Annotated in this window: 21 protein-coding genes and 1 pseudogene; 11 read left to right on the top strand and 11 right to left on the bottom strand. The window is 61.5% G+C overall.

The genetic code is table 11. The annotated features are described in order from the left end of the window. Positions 1-220 precede the first annotated feature (220 nt). Entirely contained in the window at positions 221-1,240 is a 1,020-nt protein-coding gene (rlmF, locus tag AB3G88_RS05255; RefSeq protein ID WP_112193619.1) for a 23S rRNA (adenine(1618)-N(6))-methyltransferase RlmF, read from the top strand. 61 nt (positions 1,241-1,301) lie between these two features. Here the strand turns inward: rlmF and AB3G88_RS05250 are convergent, their stop codons facing one another. Continuing rightward, on the bottom strand, positions 1,302-1,583 hold the full coding sequence (locus tag AB3G88_RS05250; protein ID WP_099584997.1) for an HU family DNA-binding protein: 282 nt from the start codon (positions 1,581-1,583) through the stop codon (positions 1,302-1,304). 397 nt (positions 1,584-1,980) lie between these two features. Here AB3G88_RS05250 and yejK point away from each other — a divergent pair, with 397 nt between their 5' ends. Then, entirely contained in the window at positions 1,981-2,985 is a 1,005-nt protein-coding gene (gene yejK / locus AB3G88_RS05245) for a nucleoid-associated protein YejK (RefSeq protein ID WP_032886429.1), read from the top strand. After that, positions 2,985-3,335, top strand: a complete 351-nt coding sequence (locus tag AB3G88_RS05240; RefSeq protein ID WP_480453437.1) for a glutaredoxin family protein — start codon at positions 2,985-2,987, stop codon at positions 3,333-3,335. The genes yejK and AB3G88_RS05240 overlap by 1 nt, the downstream gene beginning before the upstream one ends. Here AB3G88_RS05240 and AB3G88_RS05235 read toward each other — a convergent pair whose 3' ends face one another. From AB3G88_RS05235 to AB3G88_RS05215, 5 genes are read right to left on the bottom strand one after another with little or no spacing between them, the layout of a single operon-like run. After that, on the bottom strand, positions 3,336-4,313 hold the full coding sequence (locus AB3G88_RS05235; RefSeq protein ID WP_480453436.1) for a FecR family protein: 978 nt from the start codon (positions 4,311-4,313) through the stop codon (positions 3,336-3,338). Next, positions 4,310-4,888 (bottom strand): RNA polymerase sigma factor, encoded by a 579-nt coding sequence (locus tag AB3G88_RS05230; protein ID WP_112193613.1) that lies wholly within the window; start codon positions 4,886-4,888, stop codon positions 4,310-4,312. The genes AB3G88_RS05235 and AB3G88_RS05230 overlap by 4 nt, the downstream gene beginning before the upstream one ends. Before the next feature lie 9 nt (positions 4,889-4,897). Continuing rightward, complete coding sequence (locus AB3G88_RS05225; protein ID WP_099584993.1) at positions 4,898-5,224, bottom strand: DUF3325 domain-containing protein; 327 nt, start codon at positions 5,222-5,224, stop codon at positions 4,898-4,900. After that, entirely contained in the window at positions 5,225-6,799 is a 1,575-nt protein-coding gene (locus AB3G88_RS05220) for a PepSY-associated TM helix domain-containing protein (RefSeq protein WP_480453435.1), read from the bottom strand. Continuing rightward, positions 6,796-7,098 carry a DUF3649 domain-containing protein gene (locus tag AB3G88_RS05215; RefSeq protein ID WP_480453434.1) on the bottom strand — a complete coding sequence of 101 codons (303 nt, stop codon included), beginning with the start codon at positions 7,096-7,098 and terminating at the stop codon, positions 6,796-6,798. The genes AB3G88_RS05220 and AB3G88_RS05215 overlap by 4 nt, the downstream gene beginning before the upstream one ends. A 170-nt stretch (positions 7,099-7,268) precedes the next feature. Between AB3G88_RS05215 and AB3G88_RS05210 the strand changes: the two genes are divergently transcribed. The 3 genes from AB3G88_RS05210 to fecA all read left to right on the top strand — a co-directional run bounded on the left by AB3G88_RS05210 (position 7,269) and on the right by fecA (position 11,126). Then, the gene (locus AB3G88_RS05210) at positions 7,269-7,757 is read left to right on the top strand and encodes a sigma-70 family RNA polymerase sigma factor (RefSeq protein WP_480453433.1); all 489 of its coding nucleotides are present in this window, start codon (positions 7,269-7,271) and stop codon (positions 7,755-7,757) included. Beyond that, entirely contained in the window at positions 7,754-8,695 is a 942-nt protein-coding gene (locus tag AB3G88_RS05205; protein ID WP_480453432.1) for a FecR domain-containing protein, read from the top strand. The genes AB3G88_RS05210 and AB3G88_RS05205 overlap by 4 nt, the downstream gene beginning before the upstream one ends. 91 nt (positions 8,696-8,786) lie before the next feature. Then, positions 8,787-11,126, top strand: coding sequence for a TonB-dependent Fe(3+) dicitrate receptor FecA (gene fecA / locus AB3G88_RS05200; RefSeq protein WP_480453431.1), 2,340 nt, complete (start codon positions 8,787-8,789; stop codon positions 11,124-11,126). Here the strand turns inward: fecA and AB3G88_RS05195 are convergent. Continuing rightward, positions 11,127-12,000, bottom strand: a pseudogene (locus AB3G88_RS05195) (LysR family transcriptional regulator). Between the two features lie 105 nt (positions 12,001-12,105). Here AB3G88_RS05195 and AB3G88_RS05190 point away from each other — a divergent pair. Beyond that, positions 12,106-13,602 carry an MFS transporter gene (locus AB3G88_RS05190; RefSeq protein WP_480453430.1) on the top strand — a complete coding sequence of 499 codons (1,497 nt, stop codon included), beginning with the start codon at positions 12,106-12,108 and terminating at the stop codon, positions 13,600-13,602. 51 nt (positions 13,603-13,653) lie between these two features. Here AB3G88_RS05190 and AB3G88_RS05185 read toward each other — a convergent pair whose 3' ends face one another. Together AB3G88_RS05185 and AB3G88_RS05180 are read right to left on the bottom strand one after the other, a co-directional pair. Continuing rightward, positions 13,654-14,064, bottom strand: coding sequence for an HPF/RaiA family ribosome-associated protein (locus AB3G88_RS05185; protein ID WP_099584985.1), 411 nt, complete (start codon positions 14,062-14,064; stop codon positions 13,654-13,656). A gap of 212 nt (positions 14,065-14,276) precedes the next feature. Next, the gene (locus tag AB3G88_RS05180) at positions 14,277-15,224 is read right to left on the bottom strand and encodes a LysR substrate-binding domain-containing protein (protein WP_112193601.1); all 948 of its coding nucleotides are present in this window, start codon (positions 15,222-15,224) and stop codon (positions 14,277-14,279) included. Positions 15,225-15,361: 137 nt separating this feature from the next. Between AB3G88_RS05180 and AB3G88_RS05175 the strand changes: the two genes are divergently transcribed. The 3 genes from AB3G88_RS05175 (at position 15,362) to AB3G88_RS05165 (ending at position 18,657) form a co-directional block, all read left to right on the top strand. Then, a complete protein-coding gene (locus AB3G88_RS05175; RefSeq protein WP_480453429.1) occupies positions 15,362-16,738 on the top strand; it encodes an L-serine ammonia-lyase in 1,377 nt (458 codons plus the stop codon). Between the two features lie 60 nt (positions 16,739-16,798). Next, positions 16,799-18,088 carry a serine/threonine transporter gene (locus tag AB3G88_RS05170; protein WP_099584982.1) on the top strand — a complete coding sequence of 430 codons (1,290 nt, stop codon included), beginning with the start codon at positions 16,799-16,801 and terminating at the stop codon, positions 18,086-18,088. Between the two features lie 254 nt (positions 18,089-18,342). Further along, a complete protein-coding gene (locus AB3G88_RS05165; RefSeq protein ID WP_099584981.1) occupies positions 18,343-18,657 on the top strand; it encodes a DUF3509 domain-containing protein in 315 nt (104 codons plus the stop codon). Here the strand turns inward: AB3G88_RS05165 and AB3G88_RS05160 are convergent. Continuing rightward, on the bottom strand, positions 18,654-19,142 hold the full coding sequence (locus tag AB3G88_RS05160) for a phosphate-starvation-inducible protein PsiE (RefSeq protein WP_099584980.1): 489 nt from the start codon (positions 19,140-19,142) through the stop codon (positions 18,654-18,656). The genes AB3G88_RS05165 and AB3G88_RS05160 overlap by 4 nt on opposite strands. Positions 19,143-19,389: 247 nt before the next feature. Between AB3G88_RS05160 and AB3G88_RS05155 the strand changes: the two genes are divergently transcribed. Beyond that, the gene (locus tag AB3G88_RS05155) at positions 19,390-19,650 is read left to right on the top strand and encodes a YebG family protein (protein WP_003171979.1); all 261 of its coding nucleotides are present in this window, start codon (positions 19,390-19,392) and stop codon (positions 19,648-19,650) included. Between the two features lie 54 nt (positions 19,651-19,704). Here AB3G88_RS05155 and AB3G88_RS05150 read toward each other — a convergent pair whose 3' ends face one another. Next, positions 19,705-20,724 (bottom strand): Glu/Leu/Phe/Val dehydrogenase family protein, encoded by a 1,020-nt coding sequence (locus tag AB3G88_RS05150; protein WP_099584979.1) that lies wholly within the window; start codon positions 20,722-20,724, stop codon positions 19,705-19,707. Positions 20,725-20,848: the final 124 nt, after the last annotated feature.

The raw sequence follows: 20,848 nt of genomic DNA, 5'->3' as shown, positions 1-20,848 counted from the left end.
AAAGAGACCTTCGGGTCTCTTTTTTTTGCCCGAAATTCCCCGGTGCCAGGCTGGCAATACACCCCATGTGGGAGGGGCTTGCCCCCGATAGCAGTGTGTCAGCAACCTACAAATTGGCGGGTACACCGCCATCGGGGGCAAGCCCCCTCCCACATTTGACCGAGTTATCCTCGGGAATGTGTGACAATGGCCGCCACTTTGAGCCAACACCAGAATCATCATGACCACCCCCAGCACGCCCAAGCCTCCACGCAAGAAGCCTAAAACCGCCGCCACGGCCAAACCCGTCGCGCCGCGCAAGGAGGCCACCCTGCATCCGCGCAACCGCCACACAGGCCGTTACGACTTCCCGGCGCTGATCAAGACCACGCCGGAACTGGCGAAATTCGTGATCCTCAACCCTTACGGCAAGGAAAGCATCGACTTCGCCAGCCCGGATGCGGTGCGGGTGTTCAACCGGGCGCTGCTCAAGTCGTTCTATGGCATCCAGCATTGGGATATCCCGCAGGACTACCTGTGCCCGCCGGTGCCGGGGCGTGCCGACTACGTGCACTTCCTCGCCGACCTGCTGGCCAGCGTCAACGACGGCAAGATTCCCCGTGGTTCCATCGTCAAGGTGCTGGACATCGGCATGGGCGCCAACTGCGTCTACCCGCTGATTGGCTACATGGAATACCGCTGGAACTTCCTCGGCTCCGAGGTTGACCCTATCGCCGTCGCGGCCGCCAAGGCCATCGTGCAGTCGAACGACCTGAGCAAGGTCATCCAGTTGCGCCAGCAAGCAAATCCCAAGCACATCCTGCTGGGCCTGCTGGAGCCGGGCGAGCGTTTTGACCTGACCATGTGCAACCCGCCGTTCCATGCGTCCATGGACGAAGCCACCAAAGGCAGCGAACGCAAGTGGCGCGCCCTGGGCAAGGCGGATCCCAAGCGCAAATTGCCGGTGCTGAACTTCGGTGGCCAGTCGGCCGAGTTGTGGTGTGAAGGTGGTGAAGCGCGTTTTGTGACGCAGTTGATCGCCGAAAGCGCGAATTTTGCTCATAAAGTGCTGTGGTTCAGCACCTTGGTGTCAAAAGCGTCGAACTTGCCCGCGATTGAAACAGCCCTGAAAAAAGCCGGCGTGCTGGAAAGCCAGGTAGTGGAAATGTCCCAGGGCCAGAAGCAAAGCCGCTTCGTGGCCTGGACCTTCCAGACCAAGAACGAGCAGCAGATCTGGCGCCAGCGCTGGGTCCGCGACTAAATCGCAGGCAACAAAAAACCGCGCCCGGATCACTCCGGAGCGCGGTTTTTTTTGCTGCGTCTTACTTGTTAACAGCGTCGGTCAGGCCTTTGGCCACAACCAGCTTGATAACTTTCTTGGCAGCGATTTCGATGGCAGCGCCAGTCGAAGGGTTACGGCCAGTACGGGCTGGACGCTCAGTCACTTTCAGTTTGCCAACGCCTGGCAGAGTGATTTCGCCGCCGTTTTCCAGCTGATCAGCAACAACTTGGCTCAGTTGGTCCAGCAGAGCGCGCACGGTAGTTTTCGGTGCGTCTACAGATTCAGCCAGGTCAGCGATCAGTTGGTCTTTAGTAATAGCCATTGTGGTGTTCCTTCCCTATCAAATTCATATGGATTGCAGAGTGCAGTGTCAGCCGTCGAGCCCGACCGTCTAGGTCTGGCACCCCAGGCTTATAACCTCGGAGAACGGGGTTATAGATGCTTGAAACGGGGATTGGTTCGACCTGACAGATGCTGAATGCACGCTTAACGCCGAGACTTGGCGTAAGACGGGGCAAAACTAGCACAGAGACGGGGAAATATCCGCCTCTACCTACCCATTTGGTCAGCTTTATCGCTCTAAACCGTGAAAAAAAGGCATATGCAATGTCAGACGGCGGTCAAAACCGCCTTCGAGGCGTGTCTTGACCAATGGGTGCGGTACACTGGGCGACTTTTCGGGGAGGCCAACCGCTCCCCTTCAACCAGCCGAGAAGCCCATGCCGATCCGTCATTGCATCGTCCACCTGATCGACAAAAAACCCGACGGCACGCCCGCAGTTCTCCACGCCCGCGACTCGGAGCTGTCCGAATCCGCTGCCATCGAGAACATGCTTGCCGACCTCAACGAGAGCTACAACGCCAAACAGGGCAAGGCCTGGGGTTTCTTCCATGCCGAGTCCGGCGCGCACCCGTTCAGCGGCTGGTTGAAGGAATATTTCGAGGGTGGCCAGGATTTCACCACCTTCAGCCGCACCGCCGTCGAGCACCTGCAAAAGCTGATGGAAGAGTCCAACCTCTCCACCGGCGGCCACGTGCTGTTCGCCCACTACCAGCAAGGCATGACCGATTACCTCGCCATCGCCCTGCTGCACCACAGCGAAGGCGTGGCGGTGACCGACGAACTGGACGTGACCCCGTCGCGTCACCTGGACCTGGGCCAACTGCACCTGGCGGCGCGCATCAACGTCTCCGAGTGGCAGAACAACAAGCAGTCCAAGCAGTACATCTCGTTTATCAAAGGCAAGAATGGCAAAAAGGTCTCGGAGTACTTCCGCGATTTTATTGGCTGCCAGGAAGGCGTCGACGGCCCGGGCGAAACCCGCACGCTGCTCAAGGCCTTCAGTGACTTCGTCGAAAGCGAAGACCTGCCGGACGAGTCCGCCCGCGAAAAAACCAAGACCTTGGTGGACTACGCCAGCAGCCAGGCCAAGCTCGGCGAGCCCATGGGCCTGGAAGAATTGTCGGGCCTGATCGATGAAGATCGGCCAAAAGCGTTCTACGACCATATCCGCAACAAGGACTACGGCCTGTCGCCGGAAATCCCGGCCGATAAGCGCACCCTCAACCAGTTCCGCCGTTTCACCGGGCGCGCCGAGGGTTTGTCCATCAGCTTTGAAGCGCACCTGCTGGGCGACAAGATCGAATACGACGAGGCCGCCGGCACCTTGATCATCAAGGGTCTGCCCACCCAACTGACCGACCAGCTCAAGCGCCGTAACTGATGCTCGGCGGGGTCCTTAAAAAAGTCCTGCTGGTGTTGCTGGTGGTTGTAGTGATCCAGAACTGGGGCAAGATCGAGCGCATCTTCAACCCTTCGCAGGTGGTTTCAGAGCAGGTCCGCACCTCGGCGCGGGTGGTGCTCTATGCCACCGAGTGGTGTGGTTACTGCAAGCAGATCCGCCGCTTTCTGGATCAGAAAGGCATTCCGTACCAGGCGTTCGACATCGAGAAGGACGCCCAGGCGCGTAAGGCGTATGAGGCGTTGGGCGGCGGTGGGATTCCGTTTGTGCAGGTGAATGGGACGTTGATCCGGGATTTCAATCCCGACGCGATCATGGCCGCGCTGAAATAATCAGCGCACCACGATCACCCGCCCCAACAGGCTGTGCTGCTCAAACCCCAGCACCGCCTGCAACGCATTCAGTACTGCCTGCGGGTCTTTGCTCGGGAAGCTGCCGCTGACGCGTTTGGCGCCCAGCTCTTCGTTGAGCAACAGGATGCGGCCGGGGTAGTAACGCCCCAGATCCTTCACTACATCGGCCAGCGGCGCCTTGTAGTAATTGAGCCAGCCGTCGCGCCAGGCCAGGCGGGATTCGCTGTCCACACCATGCATCGGCTCGGCAATGCCATCGGCGTAGGCCACTTGCTGGCCGGCCGTCAAAATCTGCTGCGGGCCCTGTTTCGACGGGGTCACACCGACGCGCCCCGACAACACCGTCACTTGCGCGCCCGCCGGTTGCAGGCGCACTTCGAATTGCGTGCCAAGCACCCGCGCCTCACCGCTGCCGGCCTCCACCACAAAGGATTCGCCGGTGTGGGTCACGCTGAAAAAACCGGCACCACGCCGCAACTGGATATGCCGCTCGCCCTGGCTGAAATCCACGGCAATCGCGCTGTCGGCGTCGAGGGTGACTTTGGATTGATCGACCAGGGTGATGGTCTTCACCTCCCCCGGCGCGGTCACGTAATCAGCGCCAATGTCGTCGATCCAACGAGACGGCTGCCAACCGGCGCCCATGGACACCATCAACAGCAGGCAAGCAGCCATGGCCAGGGCGCCGGACCAGCGCACTACACGCGAACGTTTGGAGGTGTTCATCGCGTTGAGATAGCCCTGCAACGCCAGGGCGTCTTCGTCGGCGAGTTTGCGTGCGGGCACTTCGCTCAACTCCCACAGCACCTGGGCCTGGGCGTAGGCCTCGACGTGTGCCGGGTCGGCGCGCAACCAGTGGCTGAACGTCGCCTGGTCGCCGCTGCTCGGCTGATCGTGCAACAGGCTCAGCCAGGCCAGCGCGGCGTGTTGCTGGTCGGGCGTGGGGGTGACGTTCACGGTGCTTTCCCTGGCGTGCGTGGAGGCAATGGGTCGCGAAGGCTGGCCTTGCAGGCTTCGAGGGCACGCATCATATGTTTTTCCACGGCACTTTGGGACAACCCCATGGCCTTGGCGATTTCCGCGTATTTGCGGCCATGGATGCGGTTGAGCAGGAAAATCTGCCGCGTGCGTTCGGGCAGGCTGCGCAAGGCCGCTTCGACATGGCGCAGATCGTTGCCCGCCTCCAGTGCGGCCTGGGGTTCGCAGCCCTGGTTATCCTGCTGCTCGGGCAACCAGCCTTCGCTGCTGCGCACCCGTGCGCCTTCGCTGCGCAGATGGTCGATGGCGATATTGCCGGCGCAGCGCAGCAGGTAGGTGCTCAGCTCTTCGACCTGCACCAGGGGCCGGCGCCAGAAGCGCAGGAACAGGTCCTGCACCAGGTCAGCCGCCGTGGCGCGGCAGCCGACGCGGCGGCTCACCAAGGCTTCCATCTGCGAACGCTGGGACAGAAACACCTGCAGAAAATGCGCACGCCCACCCGTCGCATCAGTGTGCGGGCTGTCCTGGGATTCGGGTGGGGTACTGATCATCATGGCAAGGGCTCAGAGGGTGGCGAAGGCCGCAACGGGGCTGGCCAGCAGGCCGACGCCCGCCAGAATCAAGGCCAGCCTTGGCCGATACGGCAACAACAGCACCAGCAACAGGGCGCTGAGCATCAATACGGCGCACCACTGCACCAATCCCTCACCCCAACCAGCCACACTCACGGCGGGCCAGAGCGCGACGGCAAGCAGCGACCATCCGGCCACACGCAACCCCAGGCGTCGACGGGGCGAGGGCTTGCTGTGCAGCAGTTCGCCGTGATGCCGGTCGGTGGCCAGGCACAGTGCGGTAAACCCGGCGTAGCACATCAGCAGCGCGAGGAGCATTCAGTTGGCCTCTTGCTTGAGGTTGAGCGCACGCGCCCGTTCAGCCTTGGGTTGCGCTGCCGTGCGGTGCTGCATCTTCCAGGCGGCCCAGGCGAGGAACACGCCGCTGCCCAGGCAAGTCAGGTCGAAGCCGGCCATCGCCCAGTCGCCACTGGCCAGGGACACGCCCAAATGGTGATCGGTGGTGATTGCATTGAGCAGTGGCACGGCGACAAACATCAGCGCACCGACGCTTAATTGCTCGATCCACCCCTGGCGGCCGCGACGCACAATGGCGTGCATCAGGCTCAGGCCCCAGGCGATGAAGAACGCCTGCACTTCCCAATCGGAGCGATCGGCGAAGCTCACCGGCAGCAGACGGTTGGCCCAGAAGAACGCCGCAACGGCGATCAGCAGCCCGGACATGCTGGCGATATTGAGCACTTCCACCAGTCGCAGCTCAAAGGGCATCACACCGGTCCTGGCATGTTTGAGTTGGCGCTTGCCGAGCCAGGTCACCAGCCCGGTGCCGATCATCGCCGTGCCCGCCAGGCCGCAGATAAAGTACAACCAACGCAGCACCGGCCCGGCAAAATGGCCCATGTGCAGGCCGTAGAAACTGCCGCCGACAATCGCGACCAACGATGGCCCGTCGCTGGCGCGCAACAGTTCGCCGGTGTGTCCGTTGAAGGACACGATGCTGTCGAATTCATGCACCACGCTGTCGGAACCTGCGCGGAACACATTGACCGACGCGTTGACATCACTGGGGTTGTTCACCCCGATGCGCCCCACGTGGCCGCCGTCCCAGTGCGCCCGCGCTTGCTCGTACATCGGCAGCAGCGGCGCCAGTTCGCCCGGCTGGCCCGACGCCGGCGCATTGTTGGTCGCGGGGAATATTTCGTTGAAGAACGCACGGGTGTCGTTGCCATAGGAGGCCATGATTGGCGCCGGCATCACCATGCTCATAAAGATCACCAGGCTGCTGTAGGTGATCATCAGGTGAAACGGCAGCACCAGCACACCCACCGCGTTATGCCCGTCGAGCCAGGAGCGCTGGCCTTTGCGGGGGCGGAAGGTGAAGAAGTCCTTGAAGATTTTCTTGTGGGTGATGATGCCCGTGATCAGCGCCACGAACATCACCATCGCAGCGATGGTGGACAGCCAGCGGCCCCAGGGATGAGGCATTTGCAGCTGGAAGTGGAAACGGTAGAAGAAATCCCCGCCCATGCTTTCGCGGGCCTCTACGGCTTGGCCGCTGACCGGATCAAGGGTTTTGCGCATGAAATTGCCGCGCCGGCCAGGGTCGACCTTGTCTTGCCACATGACCGACAGGCCAGGGTCGCGACTGTCCGGCAGGGCGATAAACCAGCGCGCCGCTGTCGGTGCCACTTGCTGCAGGTAGTGTTGCGCGACGCTCAGGCTGCGCGCATTGTCCAGCGGATGGGCCTGCACCTCGGGTTGCATCCAGTGGGTGATCTCATCCTTGAAGTACGACAGGGTGCCCGTGAGGAAAATGGCAAACAGCAGCCAGCCGAAGATCAAGCCCGCCCAGGTGTGCAACCAGGCCATGGCCTGGCGGAATCCCTCTTTCATGTGCGCGTCATCCACAAGCCTAAGCCCGCCAGCGCGGCAAATGCCGCGCTCGGCAACATCACGCCAAACCAGGCGCGCCACGCCGTACGGCAGGCGAAGCACCAGAGCACCGCCAGCAGATAGAACACAAATGAACTCATCATCCCGGTGATCACGGCATCGGCGCGGGACGTCGGCATCCACAATGCCAGGCAGATGGCGGCGAGCGAGGCCATGAGGTAGCCGCCGACCACGGCGGCCAGCACGCGGGACGTGACAGCCAGGCGGTACAGCGCGGGAAGTGAAGTTTTGCTTTTCATGCGGGAGGCGCCAGGTTCATCAGCGCGCAATATTAATGATAAATATTCTCATAAGCAAAACAGAACGGATGAATCACCTGCCCTGACGGATTGCCGAACGGTGTTACGAGCCATACAATGCGAACAATTCTTGTTCTCTAAAGCATGCCGATGCTTGTGGAGTGTTTGCGTTGAGCCCGTCCAACACCGTCGAAGTTCTGTACAACGACCATCACCACTGGCTCACCGGCTGGTTGCGACGCAAGCTCGGCTGCCCGGAAAGTGCTGCCGACCTGGCGCAAGATACGTTCATCCGTGTACTCACCGCACGGGAAACGCCCCCGCTGGTCGAGCCGCGCGCGTTTCTCACCACTATCGCCAAGCGCGTGCTGTTCAACTTCTACCGCCGTCAGGACCTGGAGCGCGCCTACCTCGACGCCCTGGCGCAGATGCCCGAACACGTGGCACCGTCGGAAGAAGAACGCGCAATCATCCTGCAAACCCTGGTCGAACTGGACCAATTGCTCGACGGCCTGCCCACCCAAGTCAAACGCGCCTTCCTGCTGGCCCAACTCGATGGCCTGACCTACGCGCAGATTGGCGCTGAACTGGGCATCTCCATCGCTACCGTCAAACGCCACCTGAATAAAGCGGCCCTGCGCTGCTACTTTGCCCTATGAATTTTTCCACTCAAGTTGCCGAACAGGCCGTGCACTGGCTGATGGAAATGCAGCAAGGCGCACTCAATCCTCGCCAGCAAGCCGCCTGGCAGCGCTGGCTGAATGCCCACAGTGAGCACCAGCGCGCCTGGGACCATATCCAGCGCGTCAACCAGCGCCTGCGCGGCATGCCCTCGCCACTGGCCCATGCCGCATTGAACGCGCCGACCTCCACCAGCCGGCGCCAGGCGCTCAAGCTGCTGCTGATCCTCGGCGCGGGCTCGGCCGCCGCCTGGAGCCTGCGCCAGCAACATATCCTGCCGCCCCTGACCGCCGACTACCGCAGCCCCGTGGGCCAGCGACGCAAGGTGCAATTGGCCGACGGCAGCCAGTTGCAGCTCAACACCGGCAGCGCGGTGGATGTGCATTTCGATGGCCAGCAGCGACTGATCCGCCTTCTCGAAGGCGAGATCATGCTGAGCGGCAGCGCCGGCAACGCCCCTTTGCGCGTCCTTACCGGCCAGGGCCTGCTCAGCAGCCAGGCGGCGCAACTGAACGTGCGCCAGTTCAACGACCACACCCAGTTGGCGGTGCTCGACGGCCAGGTCGAGGTGATGCCCAACACCTACAGCGGCCTGCCGTTGACGGTGGGGGCCGCGCATCAAGTCAACTTCACCCGCAAAGGCTGGGATACCCCACGCCCGACCGACGCCAACAGCGGCGCCTGGGCCGACGGCATGTTGGTGGCCGCCCATATGCGCCTGGAGGACTTCCTCGACGAACTGGGCCGCTATCGTCACGGCCAGGTCAATTGCGACCCGCAGGTGGCCAACCTGCTGATCTCCGGCAGCTACCCGCTGGACGAAAGCGAACGCATTCTTGACCTGCTGGAAGTCAGCCTGCCGGTCAAAGTGCGGCGCTTTACCCGCTACTGGGTGACGGTCCAGGCGCGCGCCTGAAATTATTTTGCAAACCTGTGAGCCGTTTTCCACCCCTCGCGTGACAGAGAAGGAAAGCCACCTTGATCCTTCCTTCTCAGGACCGCTCTTCATGCCCCAGCAGCCGACCCTAATCGCCCGCACCCTGCGCCATTTGTTACTGGGCGCCAGCCTCAGTTTCGCGGTATTGCCTTCTGTGATGGCGGCCGACGCCAAGCCTTATCACATTGCCCCGACGTCGCTGGAAGCGGCCCTGAACCAGTTTGGTCGCGAAGCCGGCGTGTTGATTTCCTTCGGCTCCGAAGTCACTGCAGGCATGCAGAGTCGTGGGCTGTCTGGCAATTACAGCACCGCCGAAGGCCTGCAAAAACTGCTGGAAGGCACCGGCCTGCAAGCCCGCCCTGAAGGTGACAACGCTTTCAGCCTGCAACCGGAAAAAGCTCCGGCTACGGTAGAGCTGGCGACGTCCAGCGTGGTCGGCGACTGGCTCGGCGACGCGGCACAAACCAATGTGTTCGAACACCCCGGCGCCCGTGATGTGATCCGCCGCGAAGCATTCGAACGCCAGGGCGCCACCCAGGCCAAGGACGTGCTTAACCGCATCCCCGGCGTCAACGCCCCGGACAACAACGGCACCGGCAGCCACGACATGGCGCTGAACTTCGGCATTCGTGGCCTCAACCCGCGCCTGGCGTCGCGCTCGACCGTGCTGATGGACGGCATCCCGGTGCCCTTCGCGCCGTATGGCCAGCCGCAACTGTCCTTCGCGCCGATCAGCATGGGCAACATGGACGCGGTGGACGTCGTGCGCGGCGGCGGCGCGGTGCGTTACGGCCCGCAGAACGTCGGCGGCGTAGTCAACTTCGTAACCCGCGCGATCCCGGATGCGCCTACGGTCAAAGGCGGCTTGCAGACGGAAACCAGCCCGTCCTCCAGCCACGACGGCTTCAAGACCACCGGCAACCTGCTGGCCGGCGGCACCGCCGAGAATGGCCTGGGCGGCGCGATCCTGTACTCCGGCACACGGGGCGGCGACTGGCGCGAAAACAGCAATTCGCGCATCGACGACCTGATCCTCAAGGGCAAATACCAGCTCGACGACGCCAACAGCTTCAACGCCATGGCGCAGTACTACGAAGGCCAGGCCGACATGCCCGGCGGCTTGAACGTGGCGGACTACAAAGCCGACCCGTACCAGTCCACCCGCCCCTACGACAAGTTCTGGGGCCGCCGTACGATGTTCAACGTCGGTTACCGCTACGAGCAGGATCGCCGCGAATTCACCGCGAATACTTTCTTCACCAAGACCCTGCGCAGCGGCTACCTGGACCAGGGCACGTTTCTTTCGCTGTCGCCACGCGAATATTGGGTACGCGGCCTGGAAACCCGCTTCGCCCAGGGTTTTGACCTGGGCCCGACCAGCCATGAAGTCGGCGTCGGCTACCGCTATATCAACGAAGCCGGGCATGAACTGCGCTACCGCACGCCGATTTCGGCCAACAACCAGCAAATCCCCAGCACCGACAGCCGCAACGACCGCGACACCCGTGGTGGCACCGAGGCCAATGCTTTTTTCGTCGATGACCGGATTGATATCGGCAAGTGGACGATCACCCCGGGCATTCGCTACGAGATGATCGAATCCCAGCAGAGCAACAACCTGACCAACGTCCAATACAAGGGTGACTACAACACCGCGCTGCCGGCGTTGAACGTGCTCTATCACCTCACCGACAGCTGGAACCTATACGCCAATACCGAAGGTTCGTTCGGCAGTGTGCAATACAGCCAGATGCCCAACCGCGTCACCAGCGGTGAAGTCAAACCGGAAAAAGCCCGCACCTGGGAACTCGGCACCCGCTACGACGACGGCACCTTGCGCGCAGAGATCGGCGCGTTCCTGATCAACTTCGACAACCAGTATGAAAGTAACCAGACCAACGACTCGGTAATCGCCCGTGGTGAAACCCGCCACCAGGGCATCGAGACCAGCGTCAACTATGCCCTCGACGGCTTGAGCCCGGCGCTGGCCGGCTTCGATGTGTACGCCACCTACGCCTACGTCGACGCCACCATCCGCGAAGACGGCCCGAACAAAGGCAACCGCGTGCCCTTCTCGTCCAAGCACAAAGGCACCCTCGGCGTGGGCTACACCGAAGGCCGCTGGAAGCTCAACCTGGACAGCAGCTACCAGAGCAGCCAGTTCGCCGACAACGCCAACACCCAGGCCGAAAGCGCCAACGGCGCCAACGGCCGCATCCCCGGCTACATGCTGTTCAGCAGCCGCGCGGGCTACGACTTCGGCCCGCAACTGTCGGATCTGAATGTGGCGGTGGGCGTGAAAAACATCTTCAACACCCAGTACTTCACCCGCTCGTTCGACGACAACAACAAGGGCAAATACGTGGGTGAGCCGCGTACGGTGTATGTGCAGACGTCTATCGCGTTCTGATCAACTGCCCGCCAGGCACGACGGTGTGCCGGCCACCAAGGCGTCGATGGCACAGCGCGTCTTGGCCGGCATATGGGTTGCCGTGGGCCAGATAACATGGATCGGTGAAGGCTGCTCGCGGTAGGCGGGCAATACGGCTTCCAGTTGTCCGCGCAGCACATAGTGCGCAACCAGCCAACTCGGCAACCAGGCCAGGCCCACGCCCGCGATAGCGGCGTCGGCCACGGCCTGGAGGTCGTCCATCAGCAGCGGGGAGACCACGCGGGAACGGTGTGGGGTATTGCTGCGGTAGGCGATGCCTCGGTGGCCGGCGAGGTCGTCGATGGATGCAATCGGCCCCACACGCTGCAAATACGCCGGTGCAGCCGCCAGGCACACGGACTGTTCACCCAGGCGTCGCGCGCTCAGGCGATCGGTGTCGGGCAGCGGGCCGATTCGCACGGCCACGTCGAAGCCTTCCTGGGCCAGATCCACCAGCCGGTCGGCGAAGCAGATCTTCGATCTCCAGTTCTGGATAACGCGCCATCAAGCCCCACAGGGCGGGCGCCGCGTAGTGATGCCCGAACGCCAGCGGCAAGCTCGCCCTCAAGCGTCCGCGTGGTTGTTGGCGGCCGCTTTCCAACACCGATTCGGCCGCCTCCAGTTCTGCCAGTGCGCGCAGGCAATGTTCGTAGTAGGCCTGACCGTCTTCGGTGAGCCGTTGGCGACGGGTCGAACGCTGCAACAGGCATGTGCCAAGCCGCGCTTCCAGCCGCGCCAACCCTTTGCCCACCGCCGAGCGCGTGAGATTGAGCCGTTCGGCGGCCTCGGTCAGGTTGCCGCTTTCGACGATCTGCAAAAAGAGTTCAACGCCATCAAATCGTGGTGTGGCCATGCTGTAATTGTCGCCCTTGAGTCCCTTATCCAAAGAAAACTTATCACGAATAAAGAAATGGATTCCCCTGAGAATAATTCCGTCGTTTATCCACAGGAGAATCCCATGCCACCCGCCGCCACGTTATCGGCCGCCAGCACGCCCAGTCATGCCAGAAACAACCTGGCCCTCACCGCCGTGTGCCTGGTGGCACTGATGTTCGGCCTGGAAATTTCCAGCGTGCCGATCATCTTGCCTACGCTCGAACAGCAACTGGGCACCGGTTTCCAGGACGCCCAATGGATCATGAACGCCTACACCCTGGCCTGCACCAGCGTGCTGATGGCAGCCGGCACCTTGGCCGACCGTTTTGGCCGTCGACGCATGCTGGTGCTGTGCCTGTGGGTATTCGCCCTGGCCTCGCTGGCGTGCGGGTTGGCCGACAGCGCCGCCACGCTGATTGTGGCGCGGTTTGTCCAGGGCATTGGCGGTGGGGCGATGATGATTTGCCAGTTCGCCATCCTGTCGCACCTGTTCCGCGAACCGGCGGCTCGGGCGCGGGCGTTTGCCATATGGGGTGTGATTGCCGGCGTGGGCCTGGGCTTCGGGCCGATGATCGGCGCGTTGATCCTGGCCGTGGCGGATTGGCGCTGGGTGTTCCTGGTGCATGTGCCACTCACGCTGTTCACCTGGGTACTGCTGCGCGTCAGCGTGGAAGAATCCCGCGACCCGGCTGCCCATCGCCTCGATATCGCCGGCATGCTGACGCTGACGCTGTCGGTGTTTGCACTGGTCTACTTCATCACCCAGGGCAGCGAAAATGGCTTTGTGCCGGGTTGGGCGGGCTTGTCGCTGGCTGCGTTGCTGTTGTTTATCGTGATCGAGCGGCGCAGCGCGCACCCGATGTTCGACTTCGCGGTGTTTCGCATCCGGCGCTTCAATGGCGCATTGATGGGCTCGATTGGCATGAACTTCAGCTTCTGGCCGTTCATGATCTACCTGCCGTTGTACTTCCAGGCCGGCCTGGGTTACGACACGTTGACCACCGGCGCAGCCCTGCTCGCCTACACCTTGCCGACCCTGCTGGTGCCGCCGCTGGCCGAGCGCCTGGCCCTGCGCTACGGCGCCGAACGCATTATTCCGCTGGGGCTGGGCCTGATGGGTGCAGGCTTTCTGGCCATGGCCGCCGCCAATATCGCCGAACACCCGAGTATCGGGCTGATACTGGCCAGTTGCGTGATGGCGGGCGTGGGCCTGGCGCTGACCAACTCGCCTACCACCAATACCACCACAGGCTCGGTATCGGCCGACCGCGCAGGCATGGCGTCGGGTATCGACCTCAGCGCAAGGCTGATTACCCTGGCAATCAATATCGCGTTGATGGGCTTGGTGGTGTTGCTGGGTATCAGCCATCAACTGGCAGAGGTGATGCCGGCGAGCACTGCATTGGAATGGCCAACCATCAGTCAGGGCATTGCAGCGGGCAAATTGGAATTGCCAGGACTGACAGCTAACGATGCCCAGGCGGCACTGCGCCGCGGCGCCGGTTGGGCGATGCTGTTCGCGGGGTTGGGGGCTGGCGGACTGGCATTGCTGAGCCGGTATTTTTTCCGACGCAGCTAAACGAAAACGGGCCTGCAAATGCAGGCCCGTTTGTAGGGGATGAAAAATCGGTCAGCCGTTGATCACAGCGTTTTCGTTTTCCAGGAATTCCTGTTCCAGTGCGTCTTCATTCACTTTGTTGATTGGCTGGTTTTTCCCGGCAGCGCGTGGCTTGCCTTGCAGTCGGCCAAACAGATGTTCCAACGCGTGATCCAGTTTGGTGGCCGCGCTGTCGATCGCCTGTTCCAGGGTATCGCCCTTGGCGGACACCGACAGTGGCTGGTGACCTTTAGGCCGCGCTTCCAGGCGGCAACTCAAATCGTGGGGGCCAGGCTTGTCGCCGTTCTCATCCCGCAGGTAGACCTCAACACGAGTCAGGTCTTCTTCATAACGTTCGAGCGTGCTCTCAATGGTAGTACGTACCCACTCCTCCAGTCGGATGCTGCTTTCAATATGGTTATCGCTATTGACTTGGATTTGCATAGTTCTTCCCTTATTTCAGCTAGCTCGCGAGAGGTCACAACTGCGACACCGGGGTGGTGAAACCATGACCTCTTGATTACACAATTGAGCAGCCAGAGAAACAATTCAACCCCTTTGCAAAGATAAATCCTACATTACAAATTAAGCCTGACGACGAGCAAAAACGCTGTTAGGGTGGGGAGTTAGTTACATCTTCTTACGCTCTGTAAACGTCACAATTGCCCGTCTCCCAACGGGTGCAATCCGCGAAAAATCCCCGCTTCCTCTACCAGCCAGTCATGCACCGCCCGCACGCCCGGATGGCTCAGCGCGCCCGGCGCGTAGAGCAATACGTAACGTTTGTGATTGGGCACGGCCAGGCCGAACGGCACGATCAAGGTGCCGCGCTCCAGCTCATCGTTAAGCAAGGTACGCCGTGCAATGGCCACACCCATGCCGGCGATCGCGGCTTCGATGGTCAAGTGGTTGCGGTTGAAGGTATGGCCGCGACGAACATCAGCCTGGTGGTAGCCGATAGCGTTCAGGTAAAACTCCCACTCCGCGTACTCATAACTCCCACGCCAGGCGGTGATGTCGTGCAGCAAAGGGAAATGCACCAGGTCGGCCGGGCCGTGCAGCGGCGGGCGGCCGCGCAACAGGCTCGGCGCGCACACCGGAAATATCTGCTCATCCAGCAGGGCTGTGGATAACAGGCCGGGGTAGCTGCCGTCGTTCAGGTCGATGGCCAGGTCGAAGTCGCCCTCATGCAGGGCGATGCTGCTGTCCTCGGCGACCATGCGCAACTGGATGTCCGGAAAGCGTTGCTGCAAGCGCGGCAGGCGCGGGGTCAGCCACTTGCCCAGGAACGACGGAATCGAGCGCAGGCGCAAGGTGCCGCTGATCATCCCCGCATCCAGCCGCTGCAACTCCGCATCAATGCTGCCGTAAGCCTCCCCCACCGTCGCCGCCAATCGCTGGCCCTCGGCACTCAGCTCCACTCCCCGAGCCCGTCGATGGAACAGCCGAAAGCCCAAACGCTCCTCCAATTGGCGGATTTGCTGGCTCACCGCCCCCGGCGTGATGTGCAGTTCTTCGGCACAACGGGTGAACGACAGATGCCGTGCAGCACAGGAAAACACGTGCAGCCAGACGTAAGTCTGACCATGAAGCGGGCGAGCCATAGGGTTTAGTCCTGCTAAAGGGTGTCTTAGGATAATTCGTTGGTCAGTGCCGATCCAGAGGCTCAGTATCGCGCCAATTGCGCTCGTCCTACAAAACATGGCAGCGATTCCTACTCCATTGCTTGTAAGGGTTTAGCATGGCTATCAGTGTTTTTGATCTATTCAAGGTCGGTATCGGCCCGTCCAGCTCTCATACCGTCGGCCCCATGCGGGCAGCGGCGACCTTCGCCCAAGCCCTCAGCGACCAGCAAGTGCTCACCGAAACCCGACGGGTGGAAGTGCGTCTGTACGGCTCGCTGTCCGCCACTGGCGTTGGCCATGCCACCGACCGCGCCTGCGTGATGGGACTGATGGGCGAATGGCCGGACCGTGTCGACCCCACCTCGATCAATACACGTATCCAGCAATTGCGCGAGTCCGGCCGCTTATTGCTGGCCGGCACCCAGGACATTGCCTTCAACTGGCGCACCGATCTCCTGCTACTCGAAGAAAGCCTGCCCTACCACCCCAACGCCATGTCCCTGCACGCCTATGGCGACAGCGGCCTGCTCAGCGAGCAAACGTACTACTCGGTGGGCGGCGGTTTCATCATCGAAGCGGCTGAGGCGGCGTCAGGCATCGCGCCGACCAGCGATGTGCAGTTGCCCTACGACTTTTCCAGCGCCGTCGAACTGCTGGCCTTGTGCAACAAGCACGGCCTGCGCGTCTCCGAACTGATGATGGCCAATGAACGCGCATGGCGCAGCGACGAAGAAATCCGCAGCGGCCTGCTGCATATCTGGTCGGTGATGCGCGAATGCGTGGAGCAAGGCCTGCGCGATGAAGGCATCTTGCCTGGTGGCCTGGATGTGCCACGCCGTGCTGCGAAACTGCACCGCAGCCTGTTGGAAATCGGCAAACCCAACGTCATCACCTCGACCTTGTCGGCCATGGAATGGGTCAACCTGTTCGCCCTCGCCGTCAACGAAGAGAATGCCGCCGGCGGACGCATGGTCACGGCCCCCACCAACGGCGCGGCGGGGATCATCCCGGCGGTGCTGCATTACTACATGAAGTTCAACGCCGACGCGTCCGACGACGATGTGGTCAATTTCTTCCTGGCTGCCGCCGCCGTCGGCATCCTGTGTAAGAAAAACGCCTCAATCTCCGGCGCCGAAGTCGGCTGCCAGGGCGAAGTCGGCTCGGCCTGTGCCATGGCCGCCGCTGGCCTCGCCGACATCCTCGGCGCCACACCCGAGCAATTGGAAAACGCCGCCGAAATCGGCCTGGAACACAACCTCGGCCTGACCTGCGACCCGGTCGGCGGCCTGGTGCAAGTGCCGTGCATCGAGCGCAACGCCATCGCGGCGGTCAAGGCCATCAACGCCACGCAAATGGCCCTGCGCGGCGATGGCAAACACTTCATCTCCCTCGACCGCGTGATCCGCACCATGCGCGATACCGGCGCCGACATGCATGACAAATACAAAGAAACTTCACGGGGCGGCCTGGCCGTGAGCTGGGTGGAGTGCTGAGGAGCATTCCCTGACCGCCCCAACGTGAGCCCGCGCAAAAATAATAACGAGGCAATAACGATGACCGATGTACGTACACCTGCTGCCGAAAATCCTGTTGAAGTAGAAAATACCGTAACCACCGGCTGGACCAAACACGACACCACCTGGATGCTTGGCCTCTACGGCACCGCCATCGGCGCGGGCACCCTGTTCCTGCCGATCAACGCCGGCGTCGGCGGTTTCTGGCCGCTGATCGTGCTGGCGCTGCTGGCCTTCCCGATGACCTTCTTCGCCCACCGTGGGCTGACGCGCTTTGTGCTGTCAGGCAAATCCGGCGACATCACCGAAGTGGTCGAAGAACACTTCGGCGTCGGCGCGGGAAAGCTGATCACCTTGCTGTACTTCTTTGCGATTTTCCCGATTCTGCTGGTGTACAGCGTGGCGCTGACCAATACCCTGGGCAGTTTCATGGAGCACCAGTTGCACATGACGCCGCCGCCACGGGCAATTCTGTCGCTAGTGCTGATCCTCGGTCTGATGGCCATCGTGCGCTGCGGCCAGGGCGTGATCGTCAAGGCCATGAGCGTGCTGGTGTACCCGTTCGTCGCCGCCCTGCTGTTACTGGCATTGAGCCTGATCCCCAACTGGAACGGCGCATTTTTCGCCTCCGCCAGCGAAGGCATGCCGCTGCCCATCTTCTTCAAGACCCTGTGGCTGGCGATCCCGGTGATGGTGTTCTCGTTCAACCACTCGCCGATCATCTCCGCGTTCGCCGTCGACCAGAAACGCGTGTACGGCCCGCAGGCCGAGCGCAAAAGCAGCGGCATCCTCGCCACCGCCCACGGCATGATGGTGCTGACGGTGATGTTCTTCTGCTTCAGCTGCGTACTGGCACTGTCGCCGGCGGACTTGGCGGCGGCCAAGGCCCAGAACATTTCCATCCTGTCGTACCTGGCCAACCACTTTCAGACGCCCGTGATTGCCTACGCCGCGCCACTGATTGCGCTGGTGGCCATCACCAAATCCTTCCTCGGGCACTACATCGGCGCCAGCGAAGGCTTCCAGGGCTTGATCGTCAAATCCCTGCGCGGGCGTAACCGCTCCATGTCGGCCAAGTGGCTGGAACGCAGCACCGCACTGTTCATGGTGCTGACCTGCTGGGCCGTGGCCACCTTTAACCCAAGCATCCTGGGCATGATCGAAACCCTGGGCGGGCCGATCATCGCGTGCCTGCTGTTCCTGATGCCGATGTACGCGATCCGCCGCGTGCCGGCTTTGCGCCAGTATTCGGGCCAAGTGTCGAATGTGTTTGTGGTGGTGATCGGGTTGATTGCGCTGTCTGCGATCGTTTTCTCCGTACTGCCCTGAAATAGCCCACGGACTCAGCACAACCCAAATCAAATGTGGGAAGGGGCTTGCCCCCGATAGCAGTCTTTCAGCCAAGCATCTATTGGCTGACACACCGCTATCGGAAGCAAGCCCCCTCCCACATTGCGTGTACGGCACGCCCCTTGCTGTACAGCTTTTGAGGGAAACGGACTTTGGCCGGTGGTCAGGAGACGCGAACTAATCCCGATACCGGTCGTCAATGACTGCATGTTCTTATCAGGCGGTAACGCACCATGGACAATCCTTTTCAGATCATCACCGACACCTTTACCCCAACCTACCGGGTCAACCTGAGTATCCAACGGCTGGACGGCAGCATCATGCTCACCCTCTCGAATGAGGATGGCGTGGTTGCCAAACGCATGATCAGCGCCGAACAACGCAACGACCCGCAACGACTCAAACGCCTGGTGCAGAGCATCCAGTTCGGCATCGCCATTGAGCAGGGCCACAGCGCCATGGAGATCCTGGCGGTGATGACGGATGGCGATCACCAATTGTTGCAACGACCGCCCAGCCGCACCCTGCCCTTCAGCGTCGGGCTTTAAAGCTCGCCCTTCTCGGTTTCCAGGCTCGTCTGGCCCTTGCGGCGCGGGCCTTCGACCTTCACCGACGGGAACGCCGACGAAGCGTAGCGCACCACCAGAATCGCGAACGCCAACAGCAAAATCCCACCGCACAGGTAGATGATGCCTACGTCCGGCGGGTTGTGATGGGACACGTTGGAGATCAACAAACGGGTCAGCGCAGTGATCGCCACGTAGATCAGGAAGCGTACGGGCATGTGGTTGGTCTTGAAGTAAATCCCGACCATGGCGCCCAATTCCAGGTAGATGAACAGCAGCAAGATGTCATCGATCTTGATGTGTCCGTTCTCCAGCATCCCCAGAAACTCCATCACCGCCGCCCAGGCGGTTACTGCACCAATGGCGAACAGCGCCAGGTAGTGGAACGACTCCACGAACAGATTGCCCAGCGACTCAGCCAGCCCATGGACTTGCAGACGCAGCTTTTCGGCCCAGTTGATTTTCACGAGGGTACTTCCTTAGGTCGACTCGACCGGATAATGCGGGTTGGACGTGACGGTTGTTCTGCATGCAGAAAAAAGGCCAGCACTGGCATGAGATGATGGCGGGGTGATATGAGGCACGCCAAACCTGTATTTACGGGCTACATTAAAAAACTGCTACCCAAACCCCGCGGTTTGGCTTACCCTTTTAGCTGTATATAAATACAGTAGTCGCAAAAGACAACTATCGTGAAGGCATGTGAGGTGGTGAATGGCCGTCGAAGTGGTATACCGCAGCAGCCGAGATCTGGAGCGTTTGTTCATGGATAAAGCCGAAGCTGACCGTCATGACAAAATGCTTGAACTCGCTGAGTTGCTGGCAGAAGTGTTGCAAAAAGCCGTGCCGTCCCTGAGCGAGCAGCAGGTGGAAGAAGCCGGGATCTACATGGCGAAGAATCGCGATGTGTTTGCCAAGGCCTTCAAGAGCCAGCCGGACGCGTTGTCCGAGTTGCTCAACGCAGCGGCGGAATAAAGCCCGAATTGAACAGGCCCTGAATCATTGGTTCAGGGCCTTTTTAATGCGTGCTCATCCGTAGAGCAGGCGTTCGGCCAGTTCATCCGCCACCCGTGCCGGGGAGCGTTTTTCGGCTTGGGCGTGGGCGTAGATTTCGGTCAGGCGCTTGCCGATGTTGGACAGGTGCGCGGTGATGGTCGGCAGTTCGGCACCGCTGTGCTTGAGGGCGACGTAGATCAGGCCGCCGGAGTTGATCACGTAGTCGGGGGCGTAGAGGATGCCGCGCCCTTCCAGTTGGTCGGCCACTTGCAGGTTGGTCAGTTGCGCACTGGCGGACCCGGCCACGGCGGCACAGCGCAGTTGGCCCACGCTCGTGCGGTTGAACACCGCGCCCAGGCCGCAGGGCGCGAGGATGTCGCAGGGGGTGCTGAGCAACGCGTCATTGGCGATGGGGTGCGCGCCCAGTTGTTCCATGGCCAGTTGCACCTTGCCGTGATCGATGTCGCTAACCAGCAATTCGGCACCGGCGGCGTGCAGTTGTTCGGCCAGTGCATAACCGACATTGCCCAGGCCCTGGACTGCCACGCGCAGCCCTTCGAGGTTGTCGCTGCCCAGGCGGGCCATGGCGGTGGTGCGAATGCCGGCGAACACGCCCATGGCCGCATGGGGCGAAGGGTCGCCAGCGGCGGTGGTGCTGGTGACGAAACAGGTGTGTTGGGCGATGCAATCCATGTCGGCCACCGAGGTGCCGCTGTCGATAGCGGTGATGTAGCGCCCATTGAGTTGCTCGACACAACGTCCAAACGCTTCAAACAACGCAGCCCGGTTTTCCACATGGGCGGGACGCAGGATTACCGCCGTGCCACCGCCCACCGGCAGCCCGGCCAGGGCCGCCTTGTAGCTCATGCCTTGGGCCAGGCGCGCGGCATCGGCCACGGCGCTTTCGTCGTCGGGGTAGGCGATATAACGACAGCCGCCCAAGGCAGGCCCCAGGCGGCTGTTGTGAATGGCGATGACCGCCTTGAGCCCCGTCACCGGGTCGACGCTCAGGTGCAGCGATTCAAGGCGGGTGCTGTGCATGAGAGCAAACATCGTCAAGCTCCCGAATCACTTCTGGTGTCGCCAAGTATAGGCTTGCGGTAGAAAAGTGCCGAAGTGCACTGGAATAAGCCGCCCGATTTTGCAGGGCTTGCGACATAAGAACGTGGGATATTTC

This window comes from Pseudomonas arvensis, assembly GCF_056688935.1.
This window is presented reverse-complemented; position numbering and strand designations above follow the sequence as displayed.

Coding starts and splice junctions, on each gene's coding strand:
- AB3G88_RS05250 (WP_099584997.1), bottom strand. CDS start 1,583: ATGGCTATTACTAAAGACCAACTGATCGCTGACCTGGCTGAATCTGTA.
- AB3G88_RS05230 (WP_112193613.1), bottom strand. CDS start 4,888: ATGATGATCAGTACCCCACCCGAATCCCAGGACAGCCCGCACACTGAT.
- AB3G88_RS05155 (WP_003171979.1), top strand. CDS start 19,390: ATGGCCGTCGAAGTGGTATACCGCAGCAGCCGAGATCTGGAGCGTTTG.
- AB3G88_RS05205 (WP_480453432.1), top strand. CDS start 7,754: ATGAATTTTTCCACTCAAGTTGCCGAACAGGCCGTGCACTGGCTGATG.
- AB3G88_RS05170 (WP_099584982.1), top strand. CDS start 16,799: ATGACCGATGTACGTACACCTGCTGCCGAAAATCCTGTTGAAGTAGAA.
- AB3G88_RS05220 (WP_480453435.1), bottom strand. CDS start 6,799: ATGAAAGAGGGATTCCGCCAGGCCATGGCCTGGTTGCACACCTGGGCG.
- AB3G88_RS05240 (WP_480453437.1), top strand. CDS start 2,985: ATGCTCGGCGGGGTCCTTAAAAAAGTCCTGCTGGTGTTGCTGGTGGTT.
- AB3G88_RS05165 (WP_099584981.1), top strand. CDS start 18,343: ATGGACAATCCTTTTCAGATCATCACCGACACCTTTACCCCAACCTAC.
- AB3G88_RS05225 (WP_099584993.1), bottom strand. CDS start 5,224: ATGCTCCTCGCGCTGCTGATGTGCTACGCCGGGTTTACCGCACTGTGC.
- fecA (WP_480453431.1), top strand. CDS start 8,787: ATGCCCCAGCAGCCGACCCTAATCGCCCGCACCCTGCGCCATTTGTTA.
- AB3G88_RS05185 (WP_099584985.1), bottom strand. CDS start 14,064: ATGCAAATCCAAGTCAATAGCGATAACCATATTGAAAGCAGCATCCGA.
- AB3G88_RS05150 (WP_099584979.1), bottom strand. CDS start 20,724: ATGTTTGCTCTCATGCACAGCACCCGCCTTGAATCGCTGCACCTGAGC.
- AB3G88_RS05190 (WP_480453430.1), top strand. CDS start 12,106: ATGCCACCCGCCGCCACGTTATCGGCCGCCAGCACGCCCAGTCATGCC.
- AB3G88_RS05180 (WP_112193601.1), bottom strand. CDS start 15,224: ATGGCTCGCCCGCTTCATGGTCAGACTTACGTCTGGCTGCACGTGTTT.
- AB3G88_RS05215 (WP_480453434.1), bottom strand. CDS start 7,098: ATGAAAAGCAAAACTTCACTTCCCGCGCTGTACCGCCTGGCTGTCACG.
- rlmF (WP_112193619.1), top strand. CDS start 221: ATGACCACCCCCAGCACGCCCAAGCCTCCACGCAAGAAGCCTAAAACC.
- AB3G88_RS05175 (WP_480453429.1), top strand. CDS start 15,362: ATGGCTATCAGTGTTTTTGATCTATTCAAGGTCGGTATCGGCCCGTCC.
- yejK (WP_032886429.1), top strand. CDS start 1,981: ATGCCGATCCGTCATTGCATCGTCCACCTGATCGACAAAAAACCCGAC.